This is a genomic window from Pseudanabaena sp. PCC 7367 (assembly GCF_000317065.1).
In the GTDB taxonomy this organism is placed as follows: domain Bacteria; phylum Cyanobacteriota; class Cyanobacteriia; order Pseudanabaenales; family Pseudanabaenaceae; genus Thalassoporum; species Thalassoporum mexicanum.
This window is the reverse complement of record NC_019701.1, coordinates 2,686,273-2,703,677: the sequence shown is the minus strand read 5'-3', so window position 1 is coordinate 2,703,677 and position 17,405 is coordinate 2,686,273. Positions and strand designations below refer to the sequence as shown.

Genomic DNA, 17,405 nt, shown 5'->3' with positions numbered 1-17,405 from the left:
ATAAGCTGATTAAAGGCAAGTATGTATTGCAATCAGGTGGGCCAGTTTGGTTGCCAGAGTTAAATCTATAGCTCACAGAAACCCACAAAAACACACAGACAGGATTTGAGCACACATGATAGCTTGAACACAATATCTTTTAGAATTGATTAAAGGCTGAACTCAGGGGAGTAGCTCGGCTACTAATAATGATTAATTCCGCATTTACTTTCAAGAAAAATAAGTTTATTGATTCTTGATAACATAATCTTAACTTATCTTAACATAAGTTAACAGCAAAAATTAATAATCTAAGTAAGTACGAGATGCTGGCGCAACTACTTATACTATGTTTATAGTATTTAAATACTAATAGGCTTAACGTTAATGTGCCGTTGATTCCTGTAATTTGGCGGAATCGACATGTCAAATTCTTGGTAAATGAAGGTAGAGTAACTTCCTTGACTTGCCATTAAAGGGGATATTTATTGTTTATTTGTTTCGTGAAATTTCCTTGATTTTTCGGCATATGATTACTCAGTTAGTCATGTACTAAATTGTTGGATTAAGGTAGGCGCTTCGAGGCATTGGCCTTCACGGTTCTTAATCTATTTAAGAGCATGGAAATTGAAAATTGACGATCGCCAATCCAGTTTTCTACATCCAAGTTTTATGATGCTCAGCATCTTGTTAAGTTGCTTAACCCTGATAGGTCTTAACCTGATAGATATGGTGTGCCTAGCTTGGCAAATTCAAGATTAATTTTGCTCCTTATCAATCACAGTATTACTGATTTAAGGAAATGACCAACCTACTGATCAGCCCATTTCGGGCTCTACAAAAAGTAGCTGCCAATGATTTGTCCGGACATCTGAATATATATCATCCCAACGATAACTCAGTTGGCTGGAAAATTTATGTGGGGGGGAAGCGATTGCACTATGCCACAACGATCGCCAGTAATGTAGAACGGATATCTTGCCTGTGGCGACAGTATGAAGTCAATGCTGGCGACAGACTGAAGCTGCAGAGCAAGTTAGACAATCTGGAAAGCACGATCGCGGAAGCCTTGAGCAATCGTGATCTGAGCACCACCACCCTGGTAGCAACTAACAAAGACTATGAATATTCGGCATTAACGGAATGGCATCAACAAACGGATCTGCCTCTGGCGGATTTCCGGCAGCTAATTGTCAAAATTAGTACCGAGGCTTTAATCCAGGCAATTTCGTTGAATAGGGCTCGCGTTGAATTTGTCAAACATCCATACTTAGAGCCATTACTGGTCTCAGTGCCGATCGCCAACTTGCTCAAGCCAGCATTACCCAAAATCCGGCAGTGGCAACATCTACACAGCTATATTTCCTCGCCTCTGGTGCGATTTGATTTTGAGCTCGACAAAGCCAGACTCAAATGCCGATTACAGGTGGAAATGCCTAGAACGCCTGCGGTTGAAATCATGCGCAGTGATGCTCCTACCCCGCAATGGTTTGATTTGTTATCTAAGCAAGCCTGTTTGTATGAGGTGGCTAGGGCGGCGGATGTGGATACGCTCACGATGGCTAATTGGTTGCAGCCGTTGCTTGAAGGGCAAATGGTCAGTGTGCTGCCCTACAGCCGCGATCACACTGCCCAGCCGTTGCTACCAACGATCGGCAAGGATGAGTCAACTTCCGCCTCCACGATCGCCTGTATTGATGACAGTGCTTCGGTGCAAAGGCAGGTCAGGATGGTGTTGGAAATGTCTGGCCATCAGGTGATTAGCATTACCGACCCAGCCAGCTCGCTCACTGCTTTGGTACGTCAGAAACCAGATCTGATTTTAATGGATATCAACATGCCTGATATCAATGGTTATGAACTCAGCAAGATGCTCAAACAAACCCGACATCTGCGCAACGTACCGATCGTGATGCTGACCGGACGCAGTGGACTGGTTAATCGGATGCGGGCGCAACTGGTGGGGGCTTCTGATTTCCTTGCCAAACCAGTGGAACCCCATCAACTCTTGGCTACGATCGACAAATTGATCAAGCCAACCAGCAATGCGGTGGCCAGTTAGTGCAGCGATCGCCAGGTTTTATTGGTCTGGCTATTGCTTTTACCCACCTGACAAGTTTGTAGTTTGTAGTTTGTATATCTATCTAGGTTCTAGATGTTCTTAAGAGGGCGCATCGTCCCAACGATGAATTCCCAACGATGAATAGGGAGGGAGTAGGGCGAATAGATTACCTAATCTCAATCATTCCCACCATCTCCATATTTCCTATGCTCTGAATTCTTGGCCTGCCAAGTATTTTAATTATTCTCAGTATTCTTAATCAATTATCAAGTGATCGAGGTTTAAAGAACATGAAAACAGTAATTGTGGTTGAAGATAGCCACGCTGAGCAAAAATTGATCTCTAGCTTACTCTCCCAAGCAGGGTTTGATGTGATAGTACATGACAATGCCGAATCAGCCTGGAATTGGCTGCAAAGCAATTCCCTGCCCAACCTGATTGTGCTGGATATTATTATGCCGGGTCAAAGTGGACTAGACCTGTGCCGCAGTATCCGCGAAGACGCGAAGCTAGGCCAGATACCGATTCTATTTTGCAGTTCCAAGGATCAAGAATTTGATAAGTTCTGGGCACTGCGCCAGGGCGGGAATGAATATGTGACCAAGCCATTTGCTCCCAAAGAGCTGTTGGATCGGGTCTATCAACATGTTAATTAGGAAAATTGACATTAGAAGCACGCACCACGATCGCCAACAACTGATTAAAGAAGTAGAAGAAGTAATTGAGTAATTAGCCATGAGTCAGGAATACTTTGCTGTTAAGATTTCACATAATCTACGTATGGCGATTCCAGTCATGGCGGTGGGGGATGTTTTGCAACTGCAGCAACAGGAAGTAACCCCGATCCCCAATATGGAACCTTGGTTATTAGGGGTTAATAATCATAAGGGCAACCTGCTCTGGGTCATGCACCTGGAGGCATTTTTAGGATTGAAATTTACTTCTTTGATTAATCCCCTAACGGCGGTGGTGGTCAGATCAACGCAATCAGATCTGGATAATCGCCAGATTATTTGCATTGTCAAGGGCATTGAAGATGTAATTTCGTTCGATCGCCGTCGACAACGCAGCTTACCCACCAAATTGCCAAAACGCTCTAAGTCAGTATTAGCAGGATATACCCGACATCAAGGCAACACCCACGTAGTATTAGATCCTCTAAAATTATTTGCGGTGTTAAATCCCGACTTCACTGCCACCCTGGCCCATAGCGCCTGATGCTCTGGGTGGGGCAGCGTTGCTCACGATTGATCGTAATTGATCGCAATCAGTATTTAACCAATGAAACAATTGAGCGCTATATTCTCAACCGCCTTCATGCCATAGGCTCTGCAACTTCCAGACAGACGGGTAAATTCTGATGCCATGTCTACTGGGAATAACCGCATACAATCCATAAATCCATATCTGACAGCGATCAGCATTGCTTTGAAGAAAATTTGTGGATAGCGAGGTTAGCGCCCTAGGGATTAAAAAAGTTTAGATTACCCAAAAAGATTAAGCGGTTCGAGAGTTAGTGCCACAGGTTCTAAGTCCGATCGCTCATACTTTATATTTTAAATTGTCGATCTCAGTGCCCATCCTTCCCCAGCTCCCATCTTCCAACGCAACAATTAGCCACGCTTGCCCATGACCTTGAGCTGAGCCAACTATAGTTTCAATCTAGTTCTATCGTTCACTACGTTTCCATTAAGAACCATGAATCAGAAAAGCAATCCCGATCGACCCCTTTCGAGGTTAGAAACCGACGCAAACCAGAACGGCCATCAAAAAAATGGTCATGAATCAGGCGTAGCCGTGCCCGCCATGCCGACCAATAATGGTGCGGCAGTAGATTTGATGCCCAGTATTCTCGAAGCCTATGAATTAGAAAGTCGAGGCGGTCTCGAAGCGGCGATCGCCATCTATCAACAGGTAATTGAACAAGATCCAGATGGTACCTACGGCGCGATCGCTAAAAAAGCGCTGGAGAACCTGCAACCAATGGTGGAAGCACTGGCTCCTTCGGCCCCACCAGAATTAGCCGAGCCAGAATTAGACACCACCGGCAAACCCGTTAGTAGCCCCACCAAAAAAGCGGAAATCCGCAGCATTCCTAAACTCAAGCAAAAATCACTGATCCCGTCTTGGTTCTTGAACCTGCCCGTGGGGCGCAAACAATTATCCACCTTGATCGCTTCTGAGGTCTTGTCTCTGGGGATCATTGCCTTTGGTGCGGTTCTGATTGGACAATCGCTAAAACAACAATTGTTTGAGCAAGCCAGCTCAGAGGTTGCAGTTATGGACATTAACTACAACATTAAAATCAACCAGATGGGGTTTGGTTTCCGGGGGCAATCTGATAACTTGGCGATCGTGGCTGCGGCCAATAGCTATGCCAGTAGTAATTCCATTAGCGCTGCCCAGGAAGCTCAGGTGAAGGGGATTCTGGAAAATGAAATCACTGCCCGGACAATCGAGTATGCCACATTGGTGGGCACCGATCGCCGCATTATTGTCAATGCCAATGCCGATCGCACCGGACAATCTTTCGACCCCGCCGGACTAGTGAGTGCGGTTTTAGAAAACCCGGCTCAGATCAAAGCCAGTGCGATTGTGCCCGCCGCCGATTTACAGGCCGAAGCGCCACCCCTGCCGCCGGGATTTGCAATCCAGGATGCGCTGATTCGTTATACCGCCACCCCTGTATTTGCCCCTGGCAGTAGCAGTAAGGTAGTGGGGGTGCTGATTTCCGGTGATATTGTCAACAACAAACAGCCGATCGCCCAGCTCACCCTCTCCGCCCTGGGACAAGAAGCAGAAGCGGCACAGGCAGACAGTGAGCACAGTGGTTATGCCGCCGTCTATATGCGTCAGCCCAGCGGCGAGTTTGTCTTGGCAACCTCTTTGCTACAAACAGATCAAGGTGCGCTCCAGCCAAACATAGGCTTAAATCCTACTCCTCAAACCGAACAGTTCCTAAACGAAGCGGCTGCCGCCGAAGGTGAGGTGATCAATGCTCGCCTGAAAATCGGGGATCAGTATTTCACTCTGGCAGCTCAAGCTGAGCCCAGTCAGATTCTGGTAACTCCAGATGGTGCGGTGAGGCAGTATAACGATCAACCTACGGCGATCCTGGTGCGGGGTACTTCTGAATTCAAGGTGACCAACCTAACCCGCAATACCTGGTTGTCACTGGGTATATCCACAATCATCGTGTTGATTCTTGATATTATGCTAGCGCTGATTCTACGGGAATCGGTGGCCAAACCAATTCAAGAACTAACCCCGGTTACCCAAGCATTTGCGGGGGGCAATCGGAAAGCCAGAGCCGAGATCGTGGCTGATGATGAAGTAGGTGAATTGGCCGTAGCATTCAACAATATGGCCGATAGTATTGTCCAGTCAGAAAAAGCCCTGGAAAGACAGGCGAAGTTGAACGAACAAGAAGCCAAAGCCCAGAAAGAACAAAAGGAAAGACTGCAACGGGAAGTAATCAGCCTGCTGCTGGAAATTGAAGGAGCCCAAAAAGGTGACCTGACCGTGCAAGCCAAGATTACTGAGGGTGAGGTAGGTTCGATCGCTGACGCATTTAATGCTACGATTCGCAAACTTAAAACCCTGGTGGTTCAGGTCAAGAACGCCGCGATTCAGGTAAATGAACTGGTTCAAAGCACCGGAAATACCGTGGATACCTTCTCTGATTCCGCCCAAACCCAATCGAAGGTAATCGCCAATGCCCTGTTTGATGCCGATGAGAGTAACAAAGCAATTCAACGGGTGGCAAAATCAGCCCAGAATGCGGCCAAAATTGCCAATCAGGGTGTGTTAGCCGCACAAGAGGGTGATACCAAGATTGACCAAACGGTGCAGACGATCGAAGGGGTACGCTCTTCAGTGGCGGCAACGTCAAAAAAAGTCAAACGGTTGGCCGAATCTTCGCAAGAAATTTCCCAGATTGTGTCGATCATTTCCGGGATTTCCGAAAAAACGAACCTGCTGGCGTTTAACGCTTCGATCGAGGCGGCTCGCGCTGGTGAACATGGTCAAGGCTTCCGGGTTGTAGCCGATGAGGTACGCCGCCTGGCTGATCGAGTTACTGAGGCAACCAGAGAAATTCACCAACTGGTGGGGAACATCCAACAGGAAACCACCGAAGTGTTACAAACAATGGAAGCAAGTACAACCGAGGTGGTCGCAGGTACCAAACTGGTAAACGAAACCAAAGAAACGCTCAAGGGGCTGGCGGAAATTAGCCGCAATATCGACGCATACTTGCAATCGATCTCTGACAGTACGGTTTCGCAAACGCTAGCTTCGGAGCAGGTGAACAAAGTCTTGGAAAACGTTAATGAGATCGCCAAATCCACTGAACAAGAAACCAAATCCGTAACTACTTCACTACAAGACCTAGTGGGCGTACTCGAAAACCTGCAAGTATCCGTGGATCAGTTCCGTCTTGAGAAGGAATAAATTATGGCAATTAGTTTTGATGCGGCAACCCTGGCCGCCATAAACCTGGAATCGCGTCAGTGTTTTCTCTATGACGATCTGCCTAAATACCTGGAAGCCTTGCAACAGGGTCTAGAGAAATTACAACAGGGACAACCGGACTACACCGCACTGATGCACGCGGCTCACTCGCTCAAGGGGGGCTCTGGCATTGCCCAATTGCCCAGCCTGAGCAAACTGGCCCATAAATTTGAAGACATCCTGGAGCTGTTGCGCACCAACGAAGCGATCGATCGTCAGATCATTGGCCAACTGCTTGAACAGGGCATCAATGAAATTGTGGCAGTGGTCGATCGGATCAATGCCTTACCCGACAACTCCCTTGAGGATGTGTCCGTAGACCTTGATTTGCTGGAGTTATTAAGTTCCACTCTGGCCATGATTAAGGCAGAAACAGCAACGGGAGACAACTTTCAAGCCAACACACCGGCCAACGCTGAAGTTCCGGCGATGGTCAGGGCAGCGTTAGAAAAAGACCTGGAAGCCTGTTTAACTCATGCTGCTCAAGAACTTGATCTAGACCCGGTCAGCATCCCCCAGATCAAAACCAGTCTGGCGGTTCTGGCAGAGGAATGCTTATTATTAAGCGAAACCTTCGAGCTAGAATGGCTAACGGAACCACTGCCCCCCTTAATTGAGGCAGTACAAGCCCACGATCGCCATTCACTCACCGAACTGCGCACGATCGGCAAACAGGTTATTACGGCCTTGCGGCACCAGCGATCGCAATATCTGCAACCCACTCAACCGGTCACAGCGGCAGCGCCAGTTGCTGATTTTACTGATGTTACGGAAGTGACTGATGTGAACGAAGTTCCCGCCACCACAGCACCCACCAGCGCTGAACCTAAGTTGGCGGCAACATCAGACTTAGATTCAGAGCTAGATTCAGGCTTAGATTCAGATTTAGATTTAGCTCCCGCCGCTGAGATTGCTGCCCTGGAACCAGTCGAAGCTGAAAATGAGTTGGAAGAAACAGCAGATTTAGGCCAGCCGGAAATCCCAGGCCAGGAACTCACCGCAACGAAGGAGAACCCAGAAAATACAATCCCACTCTCATCCAATCAGGGATCACTCGATTTGAGTGGGGCCACCAATGTCGAAGCTCAGTCGATCGTCGCTAAATCGCTTTCTTATGTGCGGGTGCCCAGCGATCGGATGAAGAAAATGAGCAACATGGTTGGTGAGTTAATCATCCGCCATGAACGCTTAGTGCGCCAGCAACAGCAAATTAGTCAGACCAGTCGTAATTTGCAAAACCTGGTACAGGGTCTTGCGCCAGTCCAGGACTATATCCAATCCCTCTATGACCAGCTCACGGTGTCTTCTTCGTTGGGGCTGAACCGGAATAGTAATCATAATGCCAACACTGCCGCTCTGGCTGCCAATGGGGAGGGAAATGCGAATAACGGCGGTGGCGCGTCTCTGTTAGCGGCGATCGGTGGTATGGATGGCATCGCTACGTTCGAGGCTGGACGATCGGATTTTGATGCCTTGGAACTGGATCAATACACCAGTACCCACATTAGCCTACAAGGGTTTCAGGAGTTATTGCTCAGGATTAAAGAAACCCGATCGGACATCGACATCAGTTCCAGGGAACTAGCCGAAGAAATTACCCAGCTCCGTCAAGAACTGGACGCACTCTATAAGGAATTCACCGCATCGCGGCTGGTGCCATTCAAAACCCTGGCTCAGCGGTTTACTGCTCAATTGGCTCGCCTCTGTCAAAAACATGGCAAGGATGTCAATTTAGAAATTAGCGGTGCGGAAGTGCTGGTAGACCAGACCGTATTAGAGCGCTTGCAAACACCACTCAATCATTTACTGGTGAATGCGTTTGACCACGGGATCGAATCGCCATCCCAACGCCGCGCCCAGGATAAACCCGCTACAGCCACGATTGCCCTAGAAGCAATGGTGGAAGGTACGCAAGTTATTATTCGCTTGCGTGACGACGGCAGTGGCATCGAGCCAGCCCATATCTATCAACAGGCGATCGCTAAGGGGATGGCTGATCACAACCCACCCATAGCCCCATTGTCCAGCGAAGAGATGCTTAATTTCATCTTCCAACCGGGTTTCTCAACCGCTGCTACTGTCAGTAGTCTGTCTGGTCGGGGTATGGGTTTGGATATTGTGCGATCGCAGGTCAAAAAGTTGCGTGGCAATATTAATATTGCGACCCAGGTCAGTCAGGGCACCGAATTCACCATCACCCTACCGATCGAACTGAACCTCTTACCAATGATGGTTTGCAACCTCAATGCACATTCGCTGGGGATTCTGGCTACCAGTGTGCTGGATATTATTATGGCCAGTGAGATGGAATATGTGGAAACAGAGGCTACGGATATTACGGAAATATCCAGTAGCAGCAGCGTTACGGAAGCGATCGCCACCCACCCCCCATCTCCCACGTCTGAACCACCTGCCACTAAGGCTACTAAGGCCATAAATACCACCCACTCAGACACAGCAACCGATGCGAATCATCCCAAACTGGTGAAATGGCGGCGGCAGGAAATCCCCTTAATTCCGCTGAGTAAATTGCTAGCCTATGGCAACGAATACTATGACCAGTCTGGCGCAGAGCATAAGGTGGGCTTGATTCTCGATGGCGGCGATTCTGTAATTGCGGTCAAAGTAGATACAATCTTGGAACAACGAGAATTAATCATCAAACCATTTGATAATACTCTGCCAATGCCTTCTTATCTGTCTGGCTGTGCAATTTTGGGTACAGGTCGAGCGGTGCCAGTAATTGTGCCGAGCGAAATTGTTAAGCTCGATCGCGCCTATGCGATTGGTAAGAAAACCCCACCTTCATTGCGTAGCATTGCCAAGAACCAGCCACCTTCGATCGTGATCGCGGAAGATTCAGTGGCCACGCGGCGATTGTTGGAACGTATCCTCAAGCAAAGTGGCTATGATGTGATCTCCTGTCGGGATGGTAAGGAAGCCTTGGATATAGTGAGTGGTTCTTCTAATAATCTCAAGCTATTGATTTCAGATATTGAAATGCCGCGACTGAATGGGTTTGGCCTCCTGCAAGCAGTACGAGACGATCAACGCTGGCACAATCTGCCCGTAGTGTTTTTGACTTCGCGTTCGGGGCAGAGACACCGGGATGAGGCGGCGAAGTTGGGCGTAAATGCCTATATTAATAAGCCGTTTACGGCGGTGGAAATCCTCAAATGTGTGAATTCGTTTGTGGGGTAAGGTCACCCCTATATATCGCAAACTGCTGTATCTCCGTCTGCATAAGTCCTGTCTATGAAGGTCTATGAAAGATTAATAATTAATTACTAATTACTAAAGGCTTTCTTTTGCCTCGCCATACCTGCGCTTAAACTCCCGTTGCTGCACCGCATGATCAACGATCGGCATGGGGTAACCACGCTCCTTGCATTGTTGCGGCGTAATATTGCCACTCAGCAGCTCCGCCGTAGTCAAGCCTGCTAATTCTGGAATCCAGCGCCGGATATATTCGCCATCCTTGTCATATTTCCGCGCCTGCGAAGCCGGATTAAAAATCCGCAACGGTTTCGGGTCCATGCCACTAGAAGCACTCCACTGCCAGCCACCATTATTCGCCGCCTGATCGCCATCCACCAGCTTTTCCATGAAATAGCGCTCACCCCACTGCCAGTTAATGATTAAATCCTTAGTCAAAAAACTAGCCACGATCATCCGGCAGCGATTGTGCATCCAGCCCGTTTGATTCAATTGCCGCATCGCCGCATCCACGATCGGATAGCCCGTCTCTCCCTTACACCAGGCCGCAAACTTAGCCTCGTCATCATCCCACTCAAACACCTGCATTTGCGATCGATATGCCCCCGTTGCCAGATCGGGAAAATGGAACAGCACATGTTGATAGAACTCGCGCCATGCCAATTCCTGTCGCCAGGTTTGCAATCCCGCTTTTTCTTCATCGCTGCGGATATGCTCGGTAGCGGCGACCGTGGCTTGCCAGACTTGGCGGATGCCGATCGTGCCGAACCTTAAATGTGGACTGAGCATCGAGGTGCCAGGATTAGCAGGAAAGTTACGCTCTTGCTGGTAATTAAAAATCTTGTTGGTATCACAAAAATCCTGTAGACACTGCTCAGCGGCCTTAATACCAGCGGTGGGAATATCCTGATCGCAGCTAAAGCCCAGATCTGCCAGCCTGGGTAGGGCGATCGCCTTGGCTTCAATTGACCTACTCTCGCTGGTGCGGCCATCCAAACCAACTAGTTTTGCAGGGCTAGGTAGTGGTTGCGGCTTTGCTTTGGCGATCCAACTACGCCAGAAGGGAGTATAGACCTTGTAGGGCGTGCCGGAATTGGTGGAAATGGCATCGGGGGCATGGAGGGCAAGATCCAGAAAGCTTTTTACTTCAACGCCAATTTCGGCCAGGGCAGCACAGGCTTGCCGATCGCGCTCACGGGCAAAGGGCTCTACGTCTTGATTGAAAAACACCCGTGCAGCATTGAGGGTTTGTGCTATGTCTCGAATGGTTTTAGCTGGGTCACCATGAAAAAAAAGCAGATCGCTACCCAAATCTTGATAAGCGGCCTGTAATTCTTGCAAACAACCCAGCATGAAATCAACCTGGCCAGCACCGGTGGTTTGGTCTTCGGCCTTGCTTTCTAAAATTTGCGGATCGAATATAAATATGCCAATGGTGGCTCCGTTTTGGGCGATCGCCTGATCTAAAGCAGGATTGTCAGCGATCCTGAGATCGCGTCGATGCCATACAATCGTCAGGTTTTGCGAGTTATTCAGTGATTTTGGCATTGGGGATGGGCGCTGCTTTTTTATATTTTTGATTCCTATTCAAATATATCAACTACGCCGATCGGCTATGCTGATTGCCGTTTGAAATTTATACGCCGCCATTATGTGTAATTCTTCTTATTTTCAGTATTTACAGTATTTGCAGTACCACTGCCCATAGCAGCTTGAAAGGGCATCTGCAGCTAACCAGACCATAATTAAGCCGTTTTGCTCAATTTGTTGGCATGTATGCAAGATTACTCTGTTGCATTTGCACAGGCATAGCAATGGATGCGATATGATCGATGGATAACAAGTCTGAATAAAATAAAATTTCCGATATTTTTAGTACACCAAACTTAAACGTAAACATGATCAGCGACTTATCAAACTTATCAACAAATCAACAAGCAATGACGGATCAAGAAGGCTCAATTCAATCATTGGCGCAAATTTGGGCCAAGAAGTATGTAGGGAAGCTTAAGGTTGAATCAGGTGAACAGTCGCCAGATCAAAGAAGTATAGAAGAGATTGCCTCAAAAGTTGGGCGTACGCAAACGGCAAATCAACTATTAGAGTCACTGCGCTATGCTAGTGCCCAGGCCTGGGCCAAAACTGAGACTCTGCTGGCAAAGCAAGTCAAGCTCCATGACATTAAGCCTGAGCTGATTGATCCATGGCAGATTGCCGATGATTCACGCCTGCTGTTTGAAAAATCCTTGGCAGTTTATACGGAGCAGCACGCCATGCGATCGGTGGAGCTGTCATCAATTACTAATCCAGATACAGCCACCATTACTACTGCACTGCCTACCCCAGGTCAGCTATCGGTAGCGATCGCCAAGGATGTTGGTAACATGCGCCATAAATATACTGCAACCAATCCTTTGGTTTTGGGCTTTGTGAGTATGCAGTTTCACCACAGCGGCCAATTACTGCTAGATTTGCTCTCACCAGCGGAGAAAGCCCTGGTTGGTTCGTATTTCAAGGTGATCGATGACCACCTCTATATGCCATTGCAACGCTCCTATGAGGCTGCGGCCAAGCATGAATTTGATTCACCTCAATTAAAAGCGGTGCGATCGCTATTGCCGATCAGTAGTGAAATTGCGCTCCAGATTTGCGATCGGGTGGGGGAAAGTTATCCCACCTACCAATGTCATACAGGTGCTTTAACCGATCCTGCGGTGCTTATTTCCAGCATTCGAGATGTGGAAATGTTTCAAACCTATTTGTGTTTATGCGTACTAGTGTTCTGTCAATCTTGGGTTTGTGAGTTAAGGGAAAGATGGATAAACTATACCTATGTTATCCGAGCAGTATATTATGCCTAAACGCTATATCGTCCGTTTGAGCAAGGAAGAGCGCGAAGAGCTGCAAAATCTTGTGTCTACTGGTAAGGCCGCCGCCTATAAAATCAAACATGCCAACATTCTGTTAAATATCGATATAAATGGCCAGAACTGGACAGATGCGGAAGCCGCCGCCACCTTTAGTTGCCATCGCAATACAGTAGCCAACCTGCGTCAACGATTGATTGAAGGAGGTTTAGAGTCGGCCTTGGCACGCAAACCTCGCCAAAGTGCGCCACGACCACACGTATGTGATGGAGAGTCGGAGGCAAAGCTAATAGCCTTACGTTGTAGCGAACCACCTGCTGGTCATGCTCGCTGGACATTGCGATTGCTTGCTGATAAAGCGGTGGAGTTAGAAATTGTACCAGCTATTTGTCACGAGACCGTGCGACAAGTGCTGAAAAAAACGAACTGAAACCACATCTACGTCAACAGTATGTGATTCCACCTGAGCAAAATGCCGATTTTGTTGCTCATATGGAAGATGTACTAGAGATTTATCACCAACCCTATGATTCTAAGCATCCGGTAATTTGCATGGATGAAAAACCGGTGCAATTGGTTAAACAAACACGCATTCCATTGCCGGCTAAATCAGGACAACCAGAGTTGGTAGATTATGAATATGAGCGCAATGGCACCGCTAATATTTTCTTGTTTACAGAACCTTTGGCCGGTTGGCGTAAAGCAGTTGTGAGTGAACGCAGAACCTCAGTTGATTGGGCGATCGAAATTCAACGCTTACTTGAACAAGACTACGCCGATTGCGAGACTGTCATTTTGGTATGTGACAATTTGAACATTCACAAACTTGCCTCGCTCTATCAGGCCTTTGCTCCGTCCACTGCGCGTCGGTTGGTCGAACGGCTAGAAATTCACCATACGCCCAAACATGGAAGTTGGCTAAATATTGCCGAAATCGAGCTGTCTGCACTAACCCGACAATGTCTGGATCGACGGATCCCAGATCGAGAAACTCTTGAACAAGAAACATCAGCTTGGTTCATTGAGCGTAATCATTTGCAGAAGTCGGTAGATTGGCAATTCACAACTGCAGATGCTCGTATTCGCCTTAAGCGACTTTACCCACAAATTGAAAGCTGACAATCCACTAGAAGAAAACGTTGAATCTATTAAAGACGAACTTTTCCCTTTGTGCGTAATGCTATACCCACCGCTCAAGGTAACCTGGCGGTTAGTGCGAACTATGCTGCGCTTATTAGTAGAAGAAATGAACAATCGTCTACCCGCAGAGGACATGGACATTTTCCGCCCCTACTGGCAGGCATTATGGAAAATGTTTGATGCTGAAATTTTACCCGATCAACAAAGTGAAGGTTGGTAGGCCTGATTTTGGTTTGATTATATTTTGATTATATAAAGCCAGGAAATCAGGTGGTGTACTCGGCATTGATTTTTACATAGTCATAGCTGAGGTCGCAGCCCCAGGCAAGTCCTGATGCTTTGCCATCACCGATCGCAACCCGGATTTTCACCTCATCCTGTTTGAGATACTCACTTGCCGCCGTGCGATCGTAATCCTGCGGTGTACCTGCTGTCATCATTACAAACTCACCGAGTTGAATGTGTAATTTATTTTGGTCAAACAAGACTCCAGCTCTGCCAGCAGCAGCGGCAATGCGACCCCAATTAGGATCATTACCAAAGATGGCAGATTTGACCAGAGCCGAGCCAACGATCGTTTTGGCTATTTTTCTAGCATCATTTTCGCTTTGGGCACCCTCAACCCTAACTTCAATTAGGCTAGTAGCACCTTCCCCGTCCTTGGCGATCGCCTTAGCCAGGTTTATACAAACCTCGGTTAGCATCCCCTCTAGTTTTTGAGCTACCGCTGAATTAGCCTGCATAATCCCCGGCGTGCCCGATCGGCCATTGGCCAGCGCAATCACCGAATCGTTGGTGCTGGTATCGCCATCTACTGTAACTTGATTAAAACTTTTATCGATCGCCTGGCTGAGCATATCCTGCCACAGGGCTGGTGCTACTGCCGCATCAGACGTAATGAAGCCCAGCATTGTAGCCATATTCGGGTGAATCATACCAGCCCCCTTGCAGATGCCTCCTACCCGCACTGGCTTCCCATCAAAATCCGCTTCCAGGGCATAGATCTTCGGCACGGTATCAGTGGTCATGATTGCCCCTGCGGCCGCCTCGCCACCATCAGCGGTCAGAGCCGTAACTACTTGGGGAATGCCCGATCGCATTTTGTCCATCAAGAGTTGCTTGCCAATTACGCCAGTTGAAGTCACCATCACCGCTTCAGTTGTGCCGATCGCCTTTTGCACCAATTGGGCACATTCAACCGCATTCTGCCAACCCTCTTCACCAGTGCTGGCATTGGCCTGGCCAGCATTACACAAAATTGCTCGCACGATCGCGCCTGATTCTAATACCTGGCGATCGAAATCTACGCAGGCTGCCCGCACACAAGACTTGGTAAATACGCCAGCAGCGATCGCCCCCACATCTGAGCAAATTAAGGCTAAATCAGGTTTACCAGAGGATTTGAGCCCTGCTGTAATTCCAGCCGCTTTATAGCCTTGCGCGGCAGTGACCCCGCCACTGATTTGATGCCATTGAGTCATATTGTGCTTGAACCTAAAAAATCAATCCAATTATTATTTTTAAGTATCAGTTTGATTCTTCGGCTCGTCAAGCAAATCAAGCTCAGCCATGAGGCTATCCATTCGATCGTCCAGTAGTTGTCGGATAATTTCTGCCTTAGATTTGCCCGACCTGGTCGCCACGATCGATAATTTTTTATACAGCGAACCAGGTATCTCTAGCTTCAACATCACATTTGCTTCCCGCCCCGATGGCCTGGGTTTTAACGACATTGCCGCATAACGACTGGGGGGCAACTTCGCCGGACTAAGCTGATTTGCCCTGATCAATTTTGGGGATCTACTCATAACTGGACGTTGCCCAATACTTGGCCTGGTTGACTTGCTTTGCCTATTAACTTGCTTGACCTGTTCGCTTGGCTCATTCTGACTTGGTTCAGAACTGGTTTTAGCGCTAGGTTTAGAACTGGGTTTAGTAGTTGACTTAGCTTGATTGCTACTGCGGCTAGTCCGCGAACTGGTGCTACTAGTAGTGGTTTTAGTACCACGAGCAGTAGTTTTCCTTGCCCCAGACTGGATTGACCTGCTTGCCCTTGGCGATCGCTTCGCTGTGGCAGGTGTAGCAGCTTTTGCCTGTTCTGGCTCAGGCTGATCTTTTTGCTCTAACTGTTCTTGCTGTTCTTGCTTTATTGCTTTTTCCCGAGGCTGTTCCGGCAGCACCGATTGTTTGGGTTGTGGTTCAATTTCTGGTGATGTTTTTGATCCGGCTTCTGGCGAGATAGACGCTTGCGTATTTTCATCACCTTCGCCATATACAAACTCGCTGGCCAGTGCGTCATTCAGGGGTTTGCGGGGTTTCCTGGTCATGGCAATAACTCCATGATTTCCGTAAACAAATCTGCGTATTCCAGCGCCGACTCCTTGGCTGGCCGGCTTGATAAGTCCCATACCGTGGCTGATTGACCACTGGTGTCAGCGATCGCCTGTTTTTGATGAATAATTGAATTGAGCAATTTTACACCCTCAACTTGAGCAAGTAGTTGCAATGCCTCATCCTTTAGCTTAGTTCCTTTGACCGCCCGCGACAAAAAAACTGTTGCCATCGGTGGCCCGCCGCGTACAGATTGGGCTTGCTTGACTAATCGCACCGCATCGGAGGTGGAGCGCAAATCAACCCCAGTTGGCTGGCAGGGAATCACGGCCAGATCAGCCCTGAATAAGATCGCCCTGGTGGTTTCGGCAATGCTGGCTGGGCCATCGATCACCACATGCTGATACTCAGTCACCACCTGCGGTACTTTTTCGAGTAGATCATCGGGTGATTGAATCACGAAGTAGGGGATATCCTGATTGATCCCCTCAACCCACTGTGAGCTACTTTGCTGGGCATCGGCATCAACGATCGCCACTGAGCCCGATTGCTTGGCCAACCAGTAAGCAAAATGTACTGAGGTGGTGGATTTGCCGCAGCCGCCTTTTTGATTGATGAATACTATTACTGACACAATGCCTAAGGTTTAGAATTATTGCATTAAAGCATTAAACCTGAACCCAAACTCGGCATATAACAAGAACTTAATCAATTGTAGTGAGTGAGTGTATGTATGTAGCATCTCATTTGATCTGGTTGTAGTGGGTGTAGCATCTCATTTGATCTGGGATCCCAATCTCAAAACGTTGGGATCCCAATGAATTGAGATACCCCTGAAATTACCCCGAGATCTGAAATATTAATTTTTGATGCTTCATACTTCCATAATACGCCAATTTAATTGGAGCTAACATAATCGCTATCCTGAAAAACACTGGATAGATCGCAAAATCGAAGGTTTAGATTTACGATCGCAAATGCGTAGTAAATCTTCCAACCATCCTACTTTGGTTTTAGTGCTGGGGTGATCTTTACCTAAAATCCTCGATTTGACCTTACCCAAAAAAGTGGATAGTTAGTTTAAGCGGTTTGAAGTAATAAAGCGATCGCTATACCGACTTATTAGCTGATTATCCTGTCGATTGGCTGACAGGGCAATCTGTTAATGGATGAGAAAGAAGTTAAAATTATTGTAGTCATGAGATGGCATCGTAAATCTGACAAGTCATACCGCGCGATCGCTCTATACTTAATAACTAAGCATGGTCATCCAACTAAGCACAATGGTAGTTAGAATA

13 protein-coding genes are annotated in these 17,405 nt (G+C 47.7%); 8 read left to right on the top strand and 5 right to left on the bottom strand.

Going from position 1 to position 17,405, the window contains the following annotated elements; genetic code table 11:
* The first annotated feature begins 781 nt into the window (after nt 1–781).
* The 3 genes from PSE7367_RS10690 (at nt 782) to PSE7367_RS10680 (ending at nt 3,259) form a co-directional block, all read left to right on the top strand.
* Nucleotides 782–2,041 (top strand): response regulator, encoded by a 1,260-nt coding sequence (locus PSE7367_RS10690; RefSeq protein WP_015165360.1) that lies wholly within the window; start codon nt 782–784, stop codon nt 2,039–2,041.
* A gap of 290 nt (nt 2,042–2,331) precedes the next feature.
* Nucleotides 2,332–2,697: a response regulator transcription factor gene (locus tag PSE7367_RS10685; protein WP_015165359.1), complete on the top strand. Its 366-nt coding sequence runs from the start codon at nt 2,332–2,334 to the stop codon at nt 2,695–2,697.
* Nucleotides 2,698–2,821: 124 nt separating this feature from the next.
* Nucleotides 2,822–3,259: a chemotaxis protein CheW gene (locus PSE7367_RS10680; RefSeq protein ID WP_198013407.1), complete on the top strand. Its 438-nt coding sequence runs from the start codon at nt 2,822–2,824 to the stop codon at nt 3,257–3,259.
* 56 nt (nt 3,260–3,315) lie between these two features.
* Here the strand turns inward: PSE7367_RS10680 and PSE7367_RS21965 are convergent, their stop codons facing one another.
* Nucleotides 3,316–3,465, bottom strand: coding sequence for a hypothetical protein (locus tag PSE7367_RS21965; protein WP_156800381.1), 150 nt, complete (start codon nt 3,463–3,465; stop codon nt 3,316–3,318).
* Nucleotides 3,466–3,739: 274 nt separating this feature from the next.
* Between PSE7367_RS21965 and PSE7367_RS22425 the strand changes: the two genes are divergently transcribed.
* Both PSE7367_RS22425 and PSE7367_RS20435 read left to right on the top strand, forming a co-directional pair.
* A complete protein-coding gene (locus PSE7367_RS22425) occupies nt 3,740–6,493 on the top strand; it encodes a methyl-accepting chemotaxis protein (protein WP_015165357.1) in 2,754 nt (917 codons plus the stop codon).
* A 3-nt stretch (nt 6,494–6,496) separates the two neighbouring features.
* Nucleotides 6,497–9,754 carry a response regulator gene (locus PSE7367_RS20435; RefSeq protein ID WP_015165356.1) on the top strand — a complete coding sequence of 1,086 codons (3,258 nt, stop codon included), beginning with the start codon at nt 6,497–6,499 and terminating at the stop codon, nt 9,752–9,754.
* A gap of 93 nt (nt 9,755–9,847) precedes the next feature.
* Here the strand turns inward: PSE7367_RS20435 and PSE7367_RS10665 are convergent, their stop codons facing one another.
* On the bottom strand, nt 9,848–11,317 hold the full coding sequence (locus PSE7367_RS10665) for a cryptochrome/photolyase family protein (RefSeq protein WP_015165355.1): 1,470 nt from the start codon (nt 11,315–11,317) through the stop codon (nt 9,848–9,850).
* Between the two features lie 392 nt (nt 11,318–11,709).
* Between PSE7367_RS10665 and PSE7367_RS10660 the strand changes: the two genes are divergently transcribed.
* From PSE7367_RS10660 to PSE7367_RS10645, 3 genes are all read left to right on the top strand, one after another.
* A complete protein-coding gene (locus tag PSE7367_RS10660) occupies nt 11,710–12,630 on the top strand; it encodes a hypothetical protein (RefSeq protein ID WP_156800380.1) in 921 nt (306 codons plus the stop codon).
* Nucleotides 12,623–13,755, top strand: a protein-coding gene (locus PSE7367_RS21955) for an IS630 family transposase (protein WP_156800460.1) whose coding sequence is annotated in 2 segments (ribosomal slippage) — nt 12,623–13,052 and nt 13,052–13,755 — 1,134 coding nt in all. Because the reading frame shifts where the segments join, the coding sequence is not laid out codon by codon here. Before PSE7367_RS10660 ends, PSE7367_RS21955 begins: the two co-directional genes overlap by 8 nt.
* A gap of 58 nt (nt 13,756–13,813) precedes the next feature.
* Complete coding sequence (locus PSE7367_RS10645) at nt 13,814–13,996, top strand: hypothetical protein (RefSeq protein ID WP_156800379.1); 183 nt, start codon at nt 13,814–13,816, stop codon at nt 13,994–13,996.
* Between the two features lie 46 nt (nt 13,997–14,042).
* Here PSE7367_RS10645 and argJ read toward each other — a convergent pair whose 3' ends face one another.
* The 3 genes from argJ to PSE7367_RS10630 are packed head-to-tail and all read right to left on the bottom strand — an operon-like array spanning nt 14,043 to nt 16,741.
* Nucleotides 14,043–15,257: a bifunctional glutamate N-acetyltransferase/amino-acid acetyltransferase ArgJ gene (gene argJ / locus PSE7367_RS10640; protein ID WP_015165354.1), complete on the bottom strand. Its 1,215-nt coding sequence runs from the start codon at nt 15,255–15,257 to the stop codon at nt 14,043–14,045.
* Nucleotides 15,258–15,296: 39 nt separating this feature from the next.
* Nucleotides 15,297–16,103, bottom strand: a complete 807-nt coding sequence (locus PSE7367_RS10635; RefSeq protein WP_015165353.1) for a hypothetical protein — start codon at nt 16,101–16,103, stop codon at nt 15,297–15,299.
* Nucleotides 16,100–16,741 (bottom strand): AAA family ATPase, encoded by a 642-nt coding sequence (locus tag PSE7367_RS10630; protein WP_015165352.1) that lies wholly within the window; start codon nt 16,739–16,741, stop codon nt 16,100–16,102. Before PSE7367_RS10630 ends, PSE7367_RS10635 begins: the two co-directional genes overlap by 4 nt.
* Between the last annotated feature and the right edge of the window lie 664 nt (nt 16,742–17,405).